This is a genomic window from Allobosea sp. FG18 (assembly GCF_057809495.1).
The window spans coordinates 1-18,526 of record NZ_JBMDKB010000027.1 but is presented as its reverse complement, the minus strand read 5'-3'; the positions used below and the strand labels follow the sequence as shown (position 1 = coordinate 18,526).

16 protein-coding genes are annotated in these 18,526 nt (G+C 61.7%); 6 read left to right on the top strand and 10 right to left on the bottom strand.

Annotated elements, in window-relative coordinates; translation table 11 throughout:
• Positions 1-108 precede the first annotated feature (108 nt).
• Genes ACODTJ_RS24570 through ACODTJ_RS24560 form a run of 3 tightly spaced genes read right to left on the bottom strand, consistent with a single transcriptional unit; the run spans position 109 to position 2,477 of the window.
• On the bottom strand, positions 109-1,470 hold the full coding sequence (locus tag ACODTJ_RS24570; protein WP_488850451.1) for a type II toxin-antitoxin system HipA family toxin: 1,362 nt from the start codon (positions 1,468-1,470) through the stop codon (positions 109-111).
• A complete protein-coding gene (locus tag ACODTJ_RS24565) occupies positions 1,457-1,885 on the bottom strand; it encodes a helix-turn-helix domain-containing protein (RefSeq protein ID WP_488850449.1) in 429 nt (142 codons plus the stop codon). The genes ACODTJ_RS24570 and ACODTJ_RS24565 overlap by 14 nt, the downstream gene beginning before the upstream one ends.
• Positions 1,886-1,937: 52 nt before the next feature.
• Positions 1,938-2,477 carry a hypothetical protein gene (locus ACODTJ_RS24560; RefSeq protein ID WP_488850447.1) on the bottom strand — a complete coding sequence of 180 codons (540 nt, stop codon included), beginning with the start codon at positions 2,475-2,477 and terminating at the stop codon, positions 1,938-1,940.
• 87 nt (positions 2,478-2,564) lie between these two features.
• On the opposite strand from ACODTJ_RS24560, the gene ACODTJ_RS24555 reads away from it, so the two are divergent.
• The 4 genes from ACODTJ_RS24555 to ACODTJ_RS24540 all read left to right on the top strand — a co-directional run bounded on the left by ACODTJ_RS24555 (position 2,565) and on the right by ACODTJ_RS24540 (position 9,419).
• Positions 2,565-2,891: a hypothetical protein gene (locus tag ACODTJ_RS24555; RefSeq protein ID WP_488850445.1), complete on the top strand. Its 327-nt coding sequence runs from the start codon at positions 2,565-2,567 to the stop codon at positions 2,889-2,891.
• Between the two features lie 533 nt (positions 2,892-3,424).
• Entirely contained in the window at positions 3,425-4,357 is a 933-nt protein-coding gene (locus ACODTJ_RS24550; RefSeq protein ID WP_488850443.1) for a hypothetical protein, read from the top strand.
• A 119-nt stretch (positions 4,358-4,476) separates the two neighbouring features.
• Positions 4,477-8,490, top strand: coding sequence for a bifunctional DNA primase/polymerase (locus tag ACODTJ_RS24545; protein ID WP_488850441.1), 4,014 nt, complete (start codon positions 4,477-4,479; stop codon positions 8,488-8,490).
• 221 nt (positions 8,491-8,711) lie between these two features.
• On the top strand, positions 8,712-9,419 hold the full coding sequence (locus tag ACODTJ_RS24540) for an outer membrane protein (RefSeq protein ID WP_488850439.1): 708 nt from the start codon (positions 8,712-8,714) through the stop codon (positions 9,417-9,419).
• 90 nt (positions 9,420-9,509) lie between these two features.
• Here ACODTJ_RS24540 and ACODTJ_RS24535 read toward each other — a convergent pair whose 3' ends face one another.
• The 4 genes from ACODTJ_RS24535 to ACODTJ_RS24520 are packed head-to-tail and all read right to left on the bottom strand — an operon-like array spanning position 9,510 to position 13,679.
• On the bottom strand, positions 9,510-10,544 hold the full coding sequence (locus tag ACODTJ_RS24535; RefSeq protein ID WP_488850437.1) for a hypothetical protein: 1,035 nt from the start codon (positions 10,542-10,544) through the stop codon (positions 9,510-9,512).
• Entirely contained in the window at positions 10,541-11,572 is a 1,032-nt protein-coding gene (locus ACODTJ_RS24530; RefSeq protein WP_488850435.1) for a hypothetical protein, read from the bottom strand. Before ACODTJ_RS24530 ends, ACODTJ_RS24535 begins: the two co-directional genes overlap by 4 nt.
• Positions 11,569-12,606, bottom strand: coding sequence for a hypothetical protein (locus tag ACODTJ_RS24525; protein ID WP_488850433.1), 1,038 nt, complete (start codon positions 12,604-12,606; stop codon positions 11,569-11,571). The genes ACODTJ_RS24530 and ACODTJ_RS24525 overlap by 4 nt, the downstream gene beginning before the upstream one ends.
• Positions 12,603-13,679: a hypothetical protein gene (locus ACODTJ_RS24520; RefSeq protein WP_488850431.1), complete on the bottom strand. Its 1,077-nt coding sequence runs from the start codon at positions 13,677-13,679 to the stop codon at positions 12,603-12,605. Before ACODTJ_RS24520 ends, ACODTJ_RS24525 begins: the two co-directional genes overlap by 4 nt.
• Before the next feature lie 104 nt (positions 13,680-13,783).
• Here ACODTJ_RS24520 and ACODTJ_RS24515 point away from each other — a divergent pair, with 104 nt between their 5' ends.
• A complete protein-coding gene (locus ACODTJ_RS24515; protein ID WP_488850429.1) occupies positions 13,784-14,467 on the top strand; it encodes a J domain-containing protein in 684 nt (227 codons plus the stop codon).
• On the opposite strand, the gene ACODTJ_RS24510 is transcribed toward ACODTJ_RS24515, so the two are convergent.
• Together ACODTJ_RS24510 and ACODTJ_RS24505 are read right to left on the bottom strand one after the other, a co-directional pair.
• On the bottom strand, positions 14,464-15,405 hold the full coding sequence (locus ACODTJ_RS24510) for a hypothetical protein (protein WP_488850427.1): 942 nt from the start codon (positions 15,403-15,405) through the stop codon (positions 14,464-14,466). The two genes, ACODTJ_RS24515 and ACODTJ_RS24510, sit on opposite strands and share 4 nt — an antisense overlap.
• 349 nt (positions 15,406-15,754) lie before the next feature.
• Entirely contained in the window at positions 15,755-16,276 is a 522-nt protein-coding gene (locus ACODTJ_RS24505; RefSeq protein ID WP_488850425.1) for a hypothetical protein, read from the bottom strand.
• 112 nt (positions 16,277-16,388) lie between these two features.
• Here ACODTJ_RS24505 and ACODTJ_RS24500 point away from each other — a divergent pair, with 112 nt between their 5' ends.
• The gene (locus ACODTJ_RS24500) at positions 16,389-16,919 is read left to right on the top strand and encodes a hypothetical protein (RefSeq protein WP_488850423.1); all 531 of its coding nucleotides are present in this window, start codon (positions 16,389-16,391) and stop codon (positions 16,917-16,919) included.
• Positions 16,920-16,975: 56 nt separating this feature from the next.
• On the opposite strand, the gene ACODTJ_RS24495 is transcribed toward ACODTJ_RS24500, so the two are convergent.
• The coding region (locus tag ACODTJ_RS24495; RefSeq protein ID WP_488850421.1) for a recombinase family protein at positions 16,976-18,526 on the bottom strand (1,551 nt) is incomplete at its 5' end.

Below are 18,526 nucleotides of genomic sequence, written 5' to 3'. Positions count from 1 at the left end.
TTCGACCGGATTTGTGGATCTCGCCCGCGACTCTCCTACGAGTGGCAAGCACTCGCAAGTGAGTCCTTGATTCGAGCTCCACAATCGGTGGATTGCCGGTGTTCCCGCTCATGGTTTGGGAGCGGCGGCCGGCTCCGGTTCGTCGTCGGGAAATTCGACGCCTCGAACAGGTTTTGGGGACAACTCGTTGGCCAGGGGGAGCTTCTCGATCCGATCGACGATCTTCTCCTTCCAGGCCTTCGGGATCGGCATGTCCCGAAGCGTCTCCGGCCAGGTGTCCCGTGCGCGCTCGACCGTTCGTTTGGCCTCCTTGAGAAGCACCTTCGGCTCGACCTTCAACAAGCCGGCAGCGCGTTCGAACTTGCCCGTGTCATAGCGCCAGGGGTCATCACTGCCACCAAACTTGAGCGCCATGCGGGCGTCACCCCACAGGTTCGTCGCGACCACATCGTAGCTCGGCGTCAAAAAGGCCGTCTGGCCGAGATCGGTTTCCCTGTAAATCAAGGAGCTGTTCTTGAGGTGTCGATCGCCGTCTCCGAGCAAAATCGACACCATCAGACGCCGTACAGCCTCCAATAGTTCGCCGCGGCTATCGGTGCAGAACCGTCTCACCGCATTCAAGACCGTTGCCTCGTTGCCGGTGACGTATTTCGCTTCGGGAAGCGCTCCGAAAATCTGCGCGAAGTCCTCAATATGGATTCGGCGACCTCCTGGCTCCCGATCGAAGCGTTTCACAGCCAGCGCATGAGGACCGTAGCTGAGGTATTCTTCCGGGACCCCGCTGACCTCTTCGGACTCAACGAGCCAGAATTCTGCCGTGCGGACGCCGCCGGCAGCAGCCAGCGCCATCGATGTGAATTCGACCTCCGGGAGCAACCGGTACTGCTTCGAGGGCGTCTTCAGGATGATCTCGCCTTCAGAGCCGATCGCCGGGACCGTGATCGATTTACGATCGACGGTGTCCGCGCTGAACTTGAGCTGCACGCCGGCGAGCGAAAACCTCACATTGGCGACGGGTTTGTCCTCTCCCAGCTCAGGCGCGGCTTCTTCTCTCTTGGCCAATCGGGGCTGCTTCCCCGCCTCATGACTGATTACGATGGCGCCGGGGAGGTCGCCTCCGAGCTTCACGGCAAGGTCGAATTGATCGAAGGCCCCATGGACGAACTCCTTGCTCACGAGCTCACGCAAGGCTCCCTCCGGCATCATGTTCTGGAAGAAGGCCGGCAGCAGGCCGCCCTGCATGATCTTGTCACCCCTGGCTCTCAGGCGCGAGATCGAGTCGGCTTCGTCCACTCCGCGCCAGGCCATGCTGACGATTGGGCGATCAGGGCCGAGGGCGATGTAACCCTCGTCGACGACGAAGGTCACAACACCGGAATCGTCACGCATGAGCGTGCCAACTCGGATCTGCTTGCCCGGCTCGGGGCGGAGGTGGACCCCGGCTATTGAGGGACGATCAACGACGAGCACTGGGTGCCTCCTGCGGCTCTTCGCCATCCTGATCGGGGTCAGGGTCGGCATCATCCAGGAAGACGTCGTTGAACGTGGATTTTACGTCATAAGACGTCGGCCTCGCCGTCGGGCGCGGTTCGCTGATCAAAGCCATGACCTGGTCGAGCTTATCGTTCGGAATGAACATCAGCGTCATCCCTACGGCGTCACCAGCCTCGGCCAGGCTCGATGCCGAGCTGTTGGTCCGCCCCAACTCCACTTCCGAGATGCGGGAGATCGATCGACCTGTTCGGTCGGCAACATCGCGCAGATGCCAGCCGCGCCTCTTCCGCGCCTCGGCCAGTTGCTTGCCCAAACGGGCTGCATAATTTTCCGTCATCCCCGGAATCCCTTTCGTTTTCCGGTTATAGCGGAAATCATTGGAGCCGTCCATTGGTTTCCGCTAAAGCCGGAAAACTCATCTCATTCCTGTAATAGCGGAAATCTTAGAGCCGGATTGCGTCGTCGTCCTCCTCTGGAAATGGGATCGCTGGCAGCTCCGGCTCGTAGGCAACTTCAGCCTCCGCCTCCGCCGTCATCGCGGTGGGATCCGGTGCCACCATCTTTCGAAACTCGGCGATCGCGATGTTTGCGACCGGTTCCGACGGTGCTGCATCTCGAATTCCCTGGATAGCGACCTGAATCTGCCCGCCAACCTCGATCTCAGCCCTGGCAAAGCCCTCGGTCAGCTCAGCCAGTTCGACGATGGCGCGACGGATGCGGCCATCGGGGAAGCGGGCTGGCGGCGGCCAAGCTCCAATGAGTGGATGGATCGTTGCCCAGCTGACCTCTCCTTCAGCATGACTGAGGTCCTGCTCCATTCCCTTAAAAGCGAGATCGAGAGCCTGCCCTGGGGTCACCCCTCCCCTCATCATGATGAAGCTCGCGCGCGAAAGCGCCTCCCCCTGTTCGTCGGGAGGGATCTTGGACCACTCGTCCTCCGTAAAGGCGCGCGGCGGCTTGGCGAGATCAGCTTTATCGAGCATCTTCGAAGGAATCGGTTTGCAGTCCTTGCTTGCACAGGATTCGCCAACCACTGGTCGCTTGCAACGAATCCAAGGATCTTGTCCACCATGTCGATCGACACCGCCCCCTCTGCCGATGTGATTGAGCTGATCGACGGCGTCGCCTTCGCCGATGACGGGGACGCCTGCATCTTCGTTCATCCCTGCGGGATCGAGGAAGGCGAACCTCTCCAGGTGGGCGTTGGCGAGGGTTATTTCACCATCGAGCAGGGCGGCGTTGAAAAGGCTCGCCGCACCTTCGTCGATGGGACCGTCGAGGCTCTGCGGGATGCGCCCGTGATCAAGATCCTCGAAGTGAACGTGGTCAATCCCGACGACATCGATTCCGACGAACTCATCATCCACACCCAGATCACTCTGATCGACAAGGCCTGAGGAAGCGCGAAATGCAGCCAGGGGATATCTTCGATGTCGAGGCCATGGCAAACGCCGTTTCCGCGGTGCATGCCGGCTTTGGCAAGTTCCAGGGTAAGGCCGTTCGTGGATCCGGTCCTCTGGGATTGGCATCGCGCGTCGAGAAGCTTCTGGGCAAGGTGCAGAGCGCTGTTCGCGTCGGCGTCGCTGACGCAGTTCGCCTCGCTCCTGGCGATCGCCGCGCGATGGCTGACCACGAGCTCTACCTCTTCGCCGCATTCGGCCCGTTCCAGGATGACCGCTCCCGCGCCATCGTCCGGAAGCTTTTTCCGCCGGCCCCTCCGCCGCCGTGGTTCAGGCTTCCGGAGCCGGCCCGCTACGCCGCCGTGTCCGCTTACGGCAAGGGTATCGCGATGGCTCGTGCATCGACGGCACGGATCGAGCAGCTGAAGCACAAGGTAGGTGCTGGCGCCGACACGGCCCGCCTCGCCGCGGGCGTCGTCCCGAGTGTCGTCACCGAGGCCCTGCGCAGCGACGCGCGGCGGGTGCGCATCATGGCTTCCGTTGCCGTTCTGCAGGCTGGTGACGCCGCCAAAGGCCTGGCCATGAGCATGATCGCGCATGCCGAGAACGCCGCTTCTCGGCTGGCTGTGAAGCTTGCTCCCCTCGGCAAGTTCATCTCCGAGGGAGCTGTATTCGCCGGGGGCGAGGGCGGAGGGAAACTGTTCCCGCGCGCGCTTCGCACGATCGCGATCGCGACGGGCGCAACCGCCGCCTTCACGGTCGCGATGGCCGGGAATGCGCACTCGGAGTTCGGTCGTCCGGTTATCACCGGTGAGATCTCCGCTGCCCAAGTCGATTCCTTCTGGGGCGGCATTGCGCGCCAGTCCGCACCGCGGCTCAACGTCCCGGCAGGCTCGGCAGCTCCTGTTCCGATCGCCGGGAACCGACAGGCCCAACTGTCTCCAGGAGGCGGGCTGCCGCCTGCTATGCCGTCGGCCGCGCCGCGCGGCGATGCCTCGGCCCCCTCTCCAGCGTTCGGTCGCGCGCCAGCGGTCGCGACGCAGCAGGGTGATCCGCTCTATCCGGGCTATGCCCCGACGGCAGCATTCATCCGCTTTGCGGTCGCCACGGCCGGGGTCAACACCCAGGATCATGACGGCGCCGATCGCGCCATCGGGAACATGATCCGCCAGGGTATGGCGTGCATGAACTCGGCGGCTTCCGGTGGTCGCTGCTCGGCGGAATACGCCGGCGTGTCGATGGATTTCGCCACCGGCCGCTTCACCGCGACGCTGGCGCCCATCAAGGGTGTGTCTTTCAAGGCTCGGCCGGTGGCAACGGAGACCCCCGACGGGATCCGCGTCACCGATCAGGACGCGCTCAACATCGTCCTGGCGGAACGCGAATCGAACGAGGCGAAGCGCCATCTCAACATGCCGGACGAAGACGATAATCCGGAGGATAAGGTCGCCCCGACGCGTTGACCCTCGCATAGCTGGGTCCTACGAATTGCAAAGGATCGTTGAATCGGTCCTTTGATCCGTTCTTTTTGTCAGGGTGTTGGCGTCGAATGCTGGACGCTTCGCAAGCTCGTGGTGGGCCAGTGTCCGCTGAGCAAGGCCGAGAGCTCAAGTATGGTCTGAACGAGACCTACTTCAGCCCCTTCGGGCCTCAACTTGCCGCGCGGGGCTGGTCGGTGTTCCCGCAGGAGCGTGGCGAGCGTCGTCGCAGCGCGATCATCGACGGCGAAGCTCTGAAATGGCGCCCGTTCCAGTTCGTCGCCCCCGAGGTCGCCGAGGTTGAGCGCTGGGCAAACCAGGTTCCTCACCACAACGTGGCGGTGATCTTCGGCAAAGCCTCCGGAAACACGTTCGCGCTCGACGTCGACGTTCTTGATGATCGGCTTGTGTGGAAGATCGAGGAGATCGCGGACCGCGTCCTCGGTCGCTCGCCTTTCCGGCGAATTGGTCGCGCGCCCAAGATCCTCCTGGTCTATCGCCTTGAAGAAGGCGTCGAGATGAAGAACCGGTCGTTCCGGTTCGCTCTCGCTGACAAGGGGCCGGATGGCGAGCTGCAACGCTCCGAAGATCAGATCGAATTCCTCGGCCAGGGGAAGCCTGCGACGTTCTACGGCCTTCACCACAAAACCGGTCGCTATTTCGACTGGATCGCAACGCATCCCATCATGCGCGGGCCCGAGAGCGCGCCGCTGGTGACGCTGGAAATGGTCGATGCCTTCCTGGAGGAGGTGCAGACCGTCCGTCAGTTCTTCCGTTCGGCGTCGAACGCGACGCCGCTGGAGTGGACATACGACAGCTCCAGCAACCTGATTCAGCCGCGCATTTCCGATTTCGGCGAAAATTGGTCGACTGACGACATTGGACGCGTCACCGACGGTCGAGAGACCTATCTTTACACGCTGGCCCGCCGCGCCGTGCAGATGAACGCCGGTGCGGCCACGGACGAGACCGGCGAAGGCCTCAATCGCCTCAAGGGCATGGTCGTTCAGCAGTTCAAGGCCACTGCGAGCCTCGAAGGCCGCTGGACCGAGGATTATCTGAACCGCGAGGTCAATGAGAAGGTCGACCGCGCCGCTCGAATGCTGCGCGACGGCGATCTGAAGCCGCTTTCGATGCGTGTCGACGCCCAGGGTCAGGTCGTGCCGCCGCAGGTGCGGAGCAAAGCTCCCGAGCGCGAGGTTGTCGGTGAGTTCGACAGCCTGTCGTTCATTCCTCGGAGCACGGGGACCGCCATCACCGATCGCCGGCATGTCGCTGCGCAGATCCAGACGCCGGAAGACCGCGCACGCGAGGAACGAGCCCTCATTCCCGACCGCTCCGAAATCGCGGTCAAGGTCCAAAGCGACATCGCACGGTCGCTGGATGCCTTCTTCGCGCAGGTCTACGATACAGATGAGGATCGCGAGAACCCGATCCGGGTGCTGGCAGCGCCTACCGGCGCCGGTAAGACCACGGCCACGATCCGCTATATCGCGACGGACGAGCGCACCTATGCATGGGATGCCGATCCGGAGGGTTCGCCGGGCCCGATCCTGTTCCTCCTGCCGACCTACCACAACATCGAAGAGCTCCGGACCAGGGCGAATGTCCTCAATCTGGATGCCAACCTCAGCGATGAGGACCTGGCCGCACAAGCCGTCGAGAAGGGTCTCATCCCCGAGGATGAGATCGAAGCGCGCATCGCGGATCTGCGTCGCGATGCGGCATCTGCCTCATTACGGACGATGACCTACAAGGGCAAGCTCGCCGCCGGCTGCCAGATGCAGGAAAAGCTCCAGCTCCTGATGTCCGCCGGCATCGGCTCGGCTGGCCTCTGCAAGGCGACCGTCACCGACGAGTATGGGGAGAAGGAGGACAAATATTGCGTCCACTACTCCACCTGCCCGGCTATCCAGCAGCGGCGTGAGATTGCTCGCTCGCATGTGGTGTTCCTGCCGCACGCGTTCTTCACGCTCTCGATCCCTGAAGAGCTCAAGAAGGTGCGTGCCGTCATCGCCGACGAGCGCATTTTTCATCTCTTCGTTCACACGACCACCCTAAGCTATGAGACGCTGAAGAGCCCTCGTCGTCCGCCGCGCCTCACCAAGAAGGAGCGTGAGGCCGGGATGTCGGCTGACGAAATTCTGCTGGATCGCGAGCGTGCGGCGGAAATTGCTGCCGCGGCTCTCCAGCGTCAGGGCTGCCCGGCGCGCGCCCTGTTCGACTTCAACAACAAGGTGGGCGACACAGTGACGACCGGCGCCATGCTGGTTGCGTCGGCCCTGCGCGTCTGCGGCAACGCCATGACGACGAGCTCGGCCGTCACCCCGGACACGCCCCTCGACGATCTCAGAGAGCTCTGCAACACACCGACGGGAACGGAGGTCCGAGAAGAGTACCGGTTCTGGAAGATCGTCGAGGAGCGCATCGCGCTGCTGGATCAGGACAAGGCGCATGTCCCGCTCTCGGAGCAGACAGGGCTGCCTTACCGCCGGCGCGCCAAGGGCGATCGCGAGATACGCATTCAGTTCCTGTTCCAGGACACCGACTCGAACGTCAAGAGCGAGAAGGTGCGTCTCTCCTGGCGCTCAGCCCCGAATTGGGTGAACGCCCCCATCCTGCTGCTGGATGCCTCGGCCTCACGAGAGATCATCGGCAAGGTCTTCGGAGAGCGCGAGGTCATCGTCGACGAGGTCGAGGCGCCGTTGAACGTTCGGACTGTCGTGGCCGTCGACAGCACCTATTCGAACGTCTCGATCGTCGCCGGCCGCAACAAGACCTGGGAAGAGAAGACCTACGCCGGCAAGCGCAAGGAGAACCTGCGCCGCGTTCTGAGCAATCTGTCTGGCCTGTACGGCTACGGGCGCGTTGTGTTCGGAGCGAGCGTCGTCGTTCGCCGGGCGATCAATACAGCCTGGGATTCCCCCTCGAATGTCGACTACTGCCACTTCGGCGCGATGCGAGGCCTCGACTTCGCCAAACATCATGCGGCGGCCGTCTCGGTCGGTCGTATGGAGGTCCCGATCCACACGATCGACGGCGTCGTCGCAGCGCTCACCTTCGACGACGATACGCCCGAAGACCCATTCGACAAGCGCGGTGATGGCTGTGGCTTCGATGGTGGGCCGCTCCGCATTCCCGTGGAAAACCAGGTTTTGCGGATGCGTAGCGGACACGACGCTCTGGTGCCGGTCCCCATGTATCCGGGAACCTGGGCCCGGATCGTCCAGCGCCAGTATCGTGAGGAAGAGCTGAAGCAGTTTGTCGGCCGTCTTCGCCCTGTCTATCGGCAGGGTGAGGCACCCGTTTGGTTCGCGATTTCCAAGGTCGTTCCCGACAACGTCATCGTCGACGACCTGATCAATCTCGATGACCTCGTCTATCGGAACACCCGCTTCATCAAGGTGTTTGAAGCGGTGCGTCGCTGTGACGGTGTCCTTCACGCCGATCTGGCGATCGCGACGATGCCGGAGTACCGGGACCGCAAGGCTGTCATCACGGACATGAAGTCGTTCGGCTTCGGCCATGAAGACGGCTCCTGCGGAATGAACCAGCGCTGGACCTGGGGCTTTACGCCTGTGAAGGTGCGTGGGCCCGATCAGAGCATTTCCTACGCGTTTGTCAGGACCGAGCTCAGAGATCCCGAGCATCGCGTCAGGGCCGCTCTGGAGCGCATTCTGGATTGGAATGAGGCAGACTTCGACCTGGAGGTCGGCGAGCCTGTGCGGCCTCGCGTGGTCGGGACAGCGCGCGAAGCCGATTGGGTCGACGACCAGATCGGCACCAGGGATAGAAGGCGCCTTGAGGAAGCGATCATCACTCAGCGTGCCGCCGAGACGGCTCTCCGGATCAACCTCCCCTCGGAAATGATGGATTACGGGAACAAACCGTTCGCTGTGTCCCCGACCTTCCGCATCGCGCGGGAAGCCGACGAGGCGCACACCCGCGTCAATCAGAGTGAGGCGAGCTCGGTGATCTCAACCGATCTCATGTGGGATCGTCTCCTCGGGGTCGATGAGGATCTCCTCGGCTCGCCTGTGATTTCGATCGGAGAGGATTACTCCGATCTCGGCGCCGGCACCTGGGATGAAGACGAGCAGGCAGGCCAGGTCGCCTGAACGCACCCCTCAATCCTTCATCGCAAACAAGATTCTTTTTGGCCGTCCACCGAATCCTCGCTTGCAGACATTGTGTTATCAAGCCCTGTCCGGTGATGTTCATGGGCGACTTGAGCGACCATCAATCCTTCGGACCGGTGGGCAATCAAGGACAGAGCATAAGGATTGACTGCTCGTTCTTTTGAGCGATTGTCGATCAAGTCCAAACCCGGAGACACCCAGTGAAGACCCTTCGTTCGTTCCTCCTCGCCGGCGCCGCCCTGATGGCTGCCGGCTCCGCTTTCGCCGCCGACCTGCCCATCGCCGGCGGCCTCGCCCCGGCTCCCGTGTCCGTCGCCTCCCCGATTCGTTCCACCGCCGTGGACTGGACCGGTTTCTCGGTCGGCGCGCAGGGTGGCTTCGGCTGGAGCCGCTTCGAAGGCGGCCCGTTCCTGCAGACCGCCTGGAGCCTCGCGCCGCTGCGCAAGCCCGACGCCGACGGCGGCTTCGGCGGTATCAACCTGCAGGCCTACTACCAGTTCCCGACGAACATCGTGATCGGCGCCGCCCTCGAAGCCAACTTCGCCGGCATCGAGAAGACGCACACCAACGGTTTCGGCGACACCACCAAGTCGAAGGTCGACCGCTTCGGCTTCCTCAGCGCCAAGCTCGGCTACGCCTACGAGAGCTTCCTGCCGTACATCCAGGCGGGTGTCGCCTACGAGCGCCAGGAGACCGCGACCCAGATCGCCGGCTTCGTCGCCTCGGGCAAGCAGGACCAGTGGGGCTACACGATCGGCGCCGGCGTCGACTATCTGCTGACCCCGAACGTCGTGCTCGGTATCGGCTACCGCTATGCGGACTTCGGCAAGAAGTCGAACGCCCGTCTCGGCGACAGCTTCGGCAACGAGCTGCACCTCGTCCAGGCGACGGCGGCGTACAAGTTCTGACCGCCGCCTGATGCTTTTAAGGAACGGGGCTCGCAGCGCACGCTGCGAGCCCCGTTCTATTTCTGATGGGGTCTGCAGCCTCTCTTTGGCCTAGAACCCGGGGAGGAGTGGCAGGGGCTCATTGCGCATTCCGCTGAGCTCCTCCATGCGCTCCACCCGCCAGCGGAATTCGTCCGCCCGCTTTCCTCCACAGGCCTCATAGGCATCGAAACAGGCGCGGGTCACGCTGACATCTTCTTCGACGAGACCGTCGTCGTCACTGCGGGAGCGGGAGAAAGCCTCGATTCGATTGCGAAGCTTGTCGTACGCCCGCGCATGATCAGCGTCTCCATACGGCAGGAATGCTGCCGAAGCTTCGCGGAATCGCCACATCAGGTCGCGACGGCAGCTGCGCTCGACAGCGAGGCCGCACAGCGTGGGATTGATCACCTCAATCTGGGTAGCCGCGTCGTGAACCCGCGGTTCCGGCTTGGTGCCCTTTGAACGGAGCTGCGTGACCATCTCCTCGGCCGCGCGCAACGCGTGGTCCCGCTCCAGGACGCCAAAGACATTGAAGAAGCTTCCCCGATGCCGGTGAGGCAGTATCAGGTCGACCCGGCCGAGGGCGTCCCGACTTGTCACGATGAAGACAGGGAGAGTTGTTGCGACCCAGAGCTCGTCCGCGAGGATCAAGAGATTGTCTCGGGCAAACGCCTGGACCACGGCGCTCGATTGTCGTTGCTCGTCCTGGATCGCCGCGGACGGACGCGCGGGTATGCGCGTCTTCGCAGCCTTCGGGTTCTTCAACTCGGCGATCAGCTCGTCGCGATCGAGGAATGTCCCGGAGAGATCGAGTTCGCCGCCTCGCGTTAGCCTGACATTCTCGCTCGCATTCGCCCCGTTCCCGGTGACTGCGCGACGAACCGGCTCATAAGCCCGCCCGTCCCCGCCGTAGACGCGTACAGGCACGCCGCCGGCCGGCTTCGGCCCGGTTACGATCCCGCCTCGCCAACGGAGCGCGAGAGGAGCCTCTCGCTCGTCCGCTTCCCGTATCGGGAGTTCGATTTCGTCACGATAGACTCGCGTGACATGGCGCGAGCCTTCCTGACGGTGCACGCTGAACGAAAAGGGGAGAACTTGTCTCATGAGGCGAGGCCGTCGAAACTGAGATCTGCTAGCTCGTCATGGGCTCGCAATGTGTAGTCACGAGCGATGATGGCCCGTGCTCGCTCGATCAAGGGTTTCATCAATTGCGCACTGGCCGCGCTCGTGAGGCGCTCCAGGCGCTCCAGTAGTTCGGATGAGGAAACCCCTTCCTTCCTGCCGTCGCGAAGGCTCAGCCATGCAAGGGTCGTCTCCAGGCTCTCTCGGCCCAGGTTGGCTGGATCCATGCCGGTCGTGGGGCCGATCAGGATCCGCTTCACGACATCGGCGATGTCGGCGTTCAGCGGATGGTCGACTTCGGGCAATAGATCTGGTCGCAGGATCTCCGGTCGCGATGTCTCCCATATGACCGCACCCTCGCCGGCCACGACCAAGAGCCTGTCGATATCCGCCAGCTCATAACTTTCGACGTTGCACGCCCCGTCACGATGCCTTGTCGCGATTTTCCGGTTGCCGTCGAACGTCAGGAGAGGCGCGTCGACAACGGAATAGGGTATCCCGTCAATCAGCCTGAAGCCCCGCATCAGACGCTGGATCCCGGCTTTGGCTTTCGTCTCCTCGGGGACGTCGTATTCAGCCGCGTCGAGCTCGCGCTGCGCAACACCCTTGTGCTCATGGGCATACATCAGGGCACCGTTAATCACCCGCGGGCTGCCAACCTCCAACATGCCCACGAGGCGCTTTGCGTCGACTAGGTGGGGCTTGCTGCGATCGCTGCTGCCTTCGATCTCAAGCTGCCGCACCGCTCCATCGACGATGGGAACGGGACCTGGTGATCGGTAGGTGCCTTCGATCAGCGGCTGGTACAGGCGCCCCTCATGTCCTCGGATCGCCACCTGCAGGTCGGGTGTGCTTCCTGGCGGACTGAACCAAAGAACAATCGGAGCTTCATCGCCGGATATCTCGTCCAGCCGCACGGGTGTCGAGGACCGGAATTCTGTTTCCGACCAGTTCCTGGCGCGTTTTGGCTTGTACCGCCCGGTGAATGAGACGCTCGCCTCGATGATCACAGCGCGAGCCCTTCGAGGGTGCGTTCGGCCGCAAGAGCATCGAACCGTTCGACGCTCCTGTCGAACTCCTCTGCCCGCTCCGCGCGCTCGTCGGTGAGAAGAGCGCGAACGCGCATAAGCAGGTCGCTATCGGCCTGAAGGCCGATATCCTCGCGGCGCGAGCGCCGCTGGCGGACCTCATCGAACAGGTAGGCCGATTCAATCGTGCCTTTGGGTAGATGTCGCGCCAAAGCTGTCTCAGCCTGGGCCAAAGCGTGAGAGAGGACGAATGGCAGAGCATCGAAATGAGCGAGGTCAGGGTCAACGATCTCGACCCTCGCCGGCTCAGCCGGCTCCTTCAGCTTGAATCCGCGGGCTACGGCCGATGCTTCCTTCAGCACCAGGTCGCGTTCAGTTGCCGAGAAGGCCCTGAACCAGTCCTTTATCTTCCCGCCGCCGGAGGGTTCGAGTTTGATTTGCACTGCCGGTTTACGGGTCTGCGTATCGTACCCCGTCTCGATCACATAGACGGGGATCGAGGACTTGAGATGAAGCGTCCCGGCGACGAACAGAACGGACTCTTGGAAATATTCGGTCAACCGCTCGATCTCCCAGTCGCGCTCGCTGCGCCGGACTGACGTCGGGTTCGGCGGGCCGGGGCGCTTGACGTCGGTCGCCTTCGTCAGGGCCTTGGGGACGCTGGGGATACGCGCGACCAGGCTCTGGAACTCAAGCTCAGTCGGCTGCGAGAGGTCATCGAGGGTCACAGGCAACAGGCGCAGGCGATCGTGTGCCGCGGCCGCCATGTCCCATTCTCGTTTCACGATCGGCTCGTAAGCGACCCCGTCGCGGACCCGCACGTCTGTCAGGTGGTCGTCGCCTTGATAGGACCAGCTGCCCGCCCAACGCACCGCAACCGGAGCCTGCTCTTCGGTCACGGATGGCACCTTGAACGTCATGATCTCGCGATATGATCGCACCTCATGCTTGCCGTTGCTGCTGGTGACATGGGCGTCGTAGACGACAGCGACCTGGATCTCGACGGTATCCTTCATGGGGTGACCCCTTTTGGCGTGTAGGCGTCCTCCCAGCGCTTCATGAACGCCGCCGCCTCTGCATGGAAGCTGTGCAGCGTGCCATGGGGCTCGGTTGCTTCGGCAAACTCGCCGAGCGCTTGTGCAATCAAGGTTGTATCGCGCGCGGCGTGAGCGTCTCTGACCTTCATGAACCCGACGATGACCTCGACCGGATAGCCCGACACCCGAGGCGATCCATATGGCCTCCAGCCGGTGCTGTCCCTCTGGGAGAGCTTCGTAACGATCTGGGCGGCCAGGCTCATCGCAGCCGGCATGAGCGGCTCGCTGAGATCGAGAAGGTCCGGGCGAACGATCTCGGGCGGGAGGAAAGAGACGCGGTGGCCTTTGCCACGAAGCGACACGAGATAGGCCTTGGCATCTTCAAATTGGTCGATCTGCCTGATCTGCGCAGCATTCTCGTGCCAGGCCTCGTAGCCATAGGCGAACCCAAGATCGCCATAGGGGCCGGCCCCGATCTTGATCAGAGGCAGGTCGATGGCGCGATGAGCCACGCCGCCGATGAGGCAGATCTTCGCCATCTCGCGCCCGACCATCGCGAGCTCTTTCGATCGATCGTCGTCACCAATGTCCCGGATCGACGGATCAGTCTCACTCTTTGCGCTGAGCAAAGCGCCGCTGATCAGGCGAGTCGTCCCCGGACCACCGAGATTTTGCAGGCCAGCGCGCTGAAGGTGGGCCTTCAACCCTTCGCCAGTAACCAGACGAGGCCGGCTGAGCAATTTGCCACTGGAATGCGAGCGCCTCGCTCTACCCATGCTCCGCGCGCAGACAACGTCATCCGGTGGCTCCTCGAGGCGTATACCGTCGTCCTGGAGAAGCGGCTGCCAGAGAAGCCCATTGGCGACCCGCAGCGCGGTCTGATGAGACATCTGCAGATCGCCCGGTGTCCACCAGACGGCGATCGGCGCCTCATCCGGACTGATCTCACGAACCAGAACATCCGAGGTGGCGGCCAAAGTCAGGCGCGTGCTGTTGCGAGCACGGCCCTCCTTGGCATTCGCTGCATAGGTGAACGGAATCGAGATCAACATGCCGAATTTTATCGGCCGGGGCTCGCAATCCACAAGGGTGGGTCGACATCATTGCACATCCGAAGGACCATGGTCGTATTCCTTCGAATCCAGATCTGGCACCCTTGGAACCGCACGACCTGATTACTCCTTTTGAAGGCGTCAAACTGGCCGGCCAGCGGCTTTATGGCCTGTGGAAACACGTCGAGGCGTTTCTGGCCGGCCCCGAGGGCGTGCGATGGTTCCTGCTGCTGCTGGGACTTTGGGCGTTTGGTGAGCTCTCTACTCGCCTGATACGACGCGGGCGGGAGAGGCGCCGCCGTTTGCGGGCAGAGGACGCTCACCGCCAGGCTCTCGACCTCATGTCACGAGCGATGTTCGGCTACCGAGTCGCCATCTTCGTTCAGACATTCACGCTCGGCGACGCGTTTCGCTTCGTTTTCGAGCTGGAGGGTGAAGGGATCTTCGCAAGATGCGAAGGGATCTATCCTGATCCGCTCATCGCGGTCTCGGTGGCAGCGGAGGCATTCCATCGCGATCTCGACGCCGCGGCTCGGGCGCGGCGGAATTCGTCGTCGAGGAGGCGCAGGCAAGGGAGGCACAGGGCCGAACCTGCGCCGCAAGAAGAGGCCAGCTGCTGGGCCGTTCTCGGGCTCAAGCGAGGAGCTTCACTGAGCGATGTGAAGAGTGCCTATGCGAGACTCGCTCGGAAGCATCATCCTGACCACGGCGGCAGCACGAGCATGATGGCCACAATAAACAATGCTCGCGATGAGGCCTTGAAAGAGCTCTCCGCAGGCGCGGCCTAGAACCGCGGCGCCAAGGTGAGCTCTGGCTCCGCTGCATCAGGTGCGAGCGCTTCCACCCCGCTTCTGAAATGACGCTCAGTCCCGAGCGGACCGATCATCGCAGCGCCAATGGGATTGTCGATTCTTCGGTCCCCCGGCCGAATCACAATGATCGATCCATCGCCGCCGGCGCGGTAATCGTGATCAGCCGGCACATTGAGCGTGATATCGTGATCGGCGAGGAGAGCGCGCGCGAAACAGGTGGTCGTTGCGATCTGTCGATCGGGAAGATCGAGGTCACCGGTCTTCGTGACGAGATCGCCTCCTGCATCATAATCCGCCGTCGCGACCACCTTCCCGCGCGCCGTCCAGACCATGCTCGCCCCGCCATCCTGCCGTAGCCGGACGATCGATGGCGCGTCGATGGATTCGCCCTGGCGAATGACAACGATGTCGGCATCCCGCTTGTGACGCTTACGGCTGGCGCTGACGGCTTCGAGAGCCATGGCAAGGTGCCGGCGGTCTGCGAAAATCAACGCACCCTTGCCGAGGACCACGCCGCGGAACCAGCCGTTGGCGCCATTGTCTCGCGCTTTCTGCCGAGTGGCCGCCAGGCCTTCCTTGAGCGATCGGAGGCTGGCGCCGCGGACAGCCGCGACAGTCAGGTGTGCCAGGTTGACGCCATGCCGCCACGCCTCATCGAAGCTCCTGCGAACCACCGCATGAGCGTCACTGATGCGCTCCTCAACGAAGTCCCGAACCTTCTCGGCGACGCCTTCCTTGGCGGCAAGCAGTGCGCTTGAGGCCAGAACGGTGATGACACCAGCGCCAATCGCGCCTGCGTAGGCTTCCGCGCCGTGTGGAAGGTGAACGTGATGCGGCAGGGAATGGCTTGCAAAAGCGACGGGCGTCGTAGCGCAGATCCAGGAGGTAGCGCGATCACCACCAACTCGCACCAAACGACAATCAACCGTTTAATCCTTTTTGCTCTTTACAGCGAGCACCCGAATATTATATGGTTCAAATCATCGCGCGGCATCAATGCCACGCCGATCGGGACACGGAGAGTCAACTTGCCACAAGAGACATTCGACGCGAACGCCTTTTTTAATTCGCTGGAGGAGCGAATGGTCCGCGGGCCCGGCGGGGAAATCACGTTCCGGCCAGGCCCCGACGAAGAGCGACGCGCCTTCATGCGTCAATGGCTGATACTCACCGGGCGGGATCCGGATGATTACGAGGATTAAAACGAAAATGGCGCTGCGAGGGTTCCTCGCAGCGCCATTAGAGGCTCGATTTTTGGGTGCGTCATGCGGCCGGCGGAATAATCCACGCTCCATCGCGCGGATCCCTAACTCCCGCGGAAATCGGATGATGCTCAGCGTACGCGCGGTAGAATTTGCTAAATCCGAGAACGGGCAGATTGAGTTCGATGGCCGCAGCGGCGACCAGGGCATCCAACTCCCAGCCCGGTCGGCGATCCAGCATTCCGCGTACCGTCGGATCCGCAAGAAAACGCTCGCGGGCCCGGATCAAGCGCGAGCAGCGCGGGTTCAGATGGGCGATCTCCGAGATCACACTTTTCGAGTGCGCGAGCAGCGTGCCGCGCAGGATGGGATGCTTCCGAACGCACTTCTCGATGTCCTCCGCGAAAACATCGATGACTTCGGGGATGGCCTTGAAGCCTCGCAGGCCGCGGCTCTCAAGGTGCCCTGCCAAGAAAGGCGCCGGCTCATAGCAGCAGGGGAGGACTTCAGGGGCGATCACGTACTCCGTGACCAAAGAGGCCGCGATCGCGGCGGGGGACGCATGAACAAACAGGATTGACACAGGGCAACTCCCAGCAGGGCCTCGATGTCAATCATATAACCCGATTAACTCGTACAATCATTTTTTTAATTTTGTCCATCCACCATTTCGTGGACTGCATGGAGATGAACGCATGCCCCAGGATCCCGACAAAGCCCAGGCGGTGGCATTTGCGCGTCGCGAACTGGAAGGCTTGGACGAGCGGATTGCCGCGCTTTTGGCTGAAAGAAAGTCGGTTGCCGGTTACCTGGCTAGGCTGACTGGGGAGCAAGTGCCCTCAATCCCCGAGGGCGAATTGCCGACAGCAGAGCGCGCGCATGCGAACTCATCTCAGGTGGCTGCCCCCAATGCCGCTGCGTTTACACCTGCGTTTGAAGGGGACAAAGCGTACCATAGCCGCGCGTTCAACAAGCGGGCCGTCAATGAAGCGATCGACATGATCCTGGCGGCCGGACGTCCGCTCTCAGCACCCGAGATCATTCAGGAGCATTCTGCGCGCTCCCTGCTTCCGACAGAGATGCTCTATCGCTTGATGTACAATCGCGTGGTCTCAGGCGTGCTCATGACAATCGATGGCGCATTTTGGCCCGAAGGCAAGGAATTGCCCCCGGGCTACGATATCGCCTCAGCCAAGCGTTCAGGCCGCATCGCTGCCGAAAAATAGTAGAAATCGTGGCCCCCTATGAAAAAGCGCCGCCTGCTGAGCAGACGGCGCTTTCTTCAATGATAGAGAAAGAACGTTGCCAGATCCGAATTGAACGAGCGCCTTCGCTGCTGAAAGGTGTCTTCCAGGCAATCAAAGATCCGCTTCCACAGGCCAGTACGGATGAGTGTGCCCAGAGCAACCATCCCCCACTGCGACTCCACCAGCCTATATGTTCGCAGAAAGCGCCGGCGGATCGAGGTGGAGCCCGCGAAGACCAGCAAGTTGATCAACGCGCGGATCCCCAGCTCTTGAGGTAGCGAAATTCCAGAAAGCTCTTTACGAAAACGGGTGCTCACAACCTCCCATTCCGCGTCAGAGAGCGCATAGGTTCCTTCATTGTATGTCGCGATCGCCACCTCTGGAGTGGCAGTACCACGCCGATGAACGTAGTCGACATATGTTCGGGTTGCTGGAATCGACGAGCCTTCCGGCAGCCTAACCCCCAGCATTTCGGCGCTGGAAATATCGACCGATATCCTGATCGAGTTCGTAGCAGGCATCTCTTCAATCTTGATCCCCGCGATCAATCGCCTCAATACCGCGATCTCCATCCTTTCTTGTGTGCTTAGATCGCGCTCGTGATAGTCAACCTTCGCTACGACGCGATCATAAACCTCGAGGAGGCCAGCCCGCCTGCCGCTCTCGACCAGCAAGCGCTTGCTCAAATCCGGAAGGGTCTCCAGCTGGAACACCGCCTCCTTCCATCCGCGAGCAGCCTCACCAATCACTTCGTCAGCAATCTCCTTGGGGATTGATCCCAGACTCATTCTTTCAGCGGCACGTTTGATGTTCTCTTTCAACGCATCCCGGCGCCGCTCCAAATCATGTCGGCGCTGTTCTATCGCTTTCCGCTGTTCGTCCAATTCCGAATCCAGAATCCTCTGGTATTCCTCCTCTTGCCAATCACCACGAAGCATTTCTCGAATTGCGCCGACTGCTGCCTGGTGAATGGGCGCCGCCAAAACCACACCCATTGAGCAAGTCGCGGCCCCTCCGTACCTATATTTAATTCTATTATTGAAGCAACCAATGTACTGTCCGCGCCGCCTTGCAGAAAGATAATGCGTTCGGAATCCACATTCACCGCAGACTATTTTTCCGGACAAGAGCCGTTGGCCTCTTTGCTTTTGTTGAGTTCCTTTAAACGTATCATAAACTGCATCCCACGTTTCCGCGCTGACGATCTGCAAATGAGGCACAGATAATCTCTTCCACTCAGAAGGATGTCTCATCGTACGCAATACCTTCCCGTCCTTCTTTTTTGTTTCTGTCTTTCGGAACGTGAAAACTCCTTTGTAGAGCGGGTTTTTCAAGCTTCTGGAGAGCTGGCATACCGTTGCTGGCACCTTGACGCCTGGAGGCGCCATTTCCTTCAAACCGCGCAAAATTGCGTGAATGCTCACGCCTTGCAGCCGGGCATCATACATCCACTCGATGCATGGCCTGGTCGCTTCATCAATTTTGAAATGCCCTCTCTCAAAGGAGGCACGGACGTAACCAATTGGCAGCGTGTTGTAGCCCCCAAAAGCCCGGACATTTCTCACGGTGCTGCATGGGCCGCGATG

Excerpts from the sequence above, each read along its gene's own strand:
- ACODTJ_RS24565 (WP_488850449.1), bottom strand. The coding sequence starts at position 1,885 with ATGGACGGCTCCAATGATTTCCGCTATAACCGGAAAACGAAAGGGATT.
- ACODTJ_RS24560 (WP_488850447.1), bottom strand. The coding sequence starts at position 2,477 with ATGCTCGATAAAGCTGATCTCGCCAAGCCGCCGCGCGCCTTTACGGAG.
- ACODTJ_RS24555 (WP_488850445.1), top strand. The coding sequence starts at position 2,565 with ATGTCGATCGACACCGCCCCCTCTGCCGATGTGATTGAGCTGATCGAC.
- ACODTJ_RS24550 (WP_488850443.1), top strand. The coding sequence starts at position 3,425 with ATGGCTTCCGTTGCCGTTCTGCAGGCTGGTGACGCCGCCAAAGGCCTG.
- ACODTJ_RS24535 (WP_488850437.1), bottom strand. The coding sequence starts at position 10,544 with ATGAGACAAGTTCTCCCCTTTTCGTTCAGCGTGCACCGTCAGGAAGGC.
- ACODTJ_RS24525 (WP_488850433.1), bottom strand. The coding sequence starts at position 12,606 with ATGAAGGATACCGTCGAGATCCAGGTCGCTGTCGTCTACGACGCCCAT.
- ACODTJ_RS24520 (WP_488850431.1), bottom strand. The coding sequence starts at position 13,679 with ATGTTGATCTCGATTCCGTTCACCTATGCAGCGAATGCCAAGGAGGGC.
- ACODTJ_RS24500 (WP_488850423.1), top strand. The coding sequence starts at position 16,389 with ATGCCCCAGGATCCCGACAAAGCCCAGGCGGTGGCATTTGCGCGTCGC.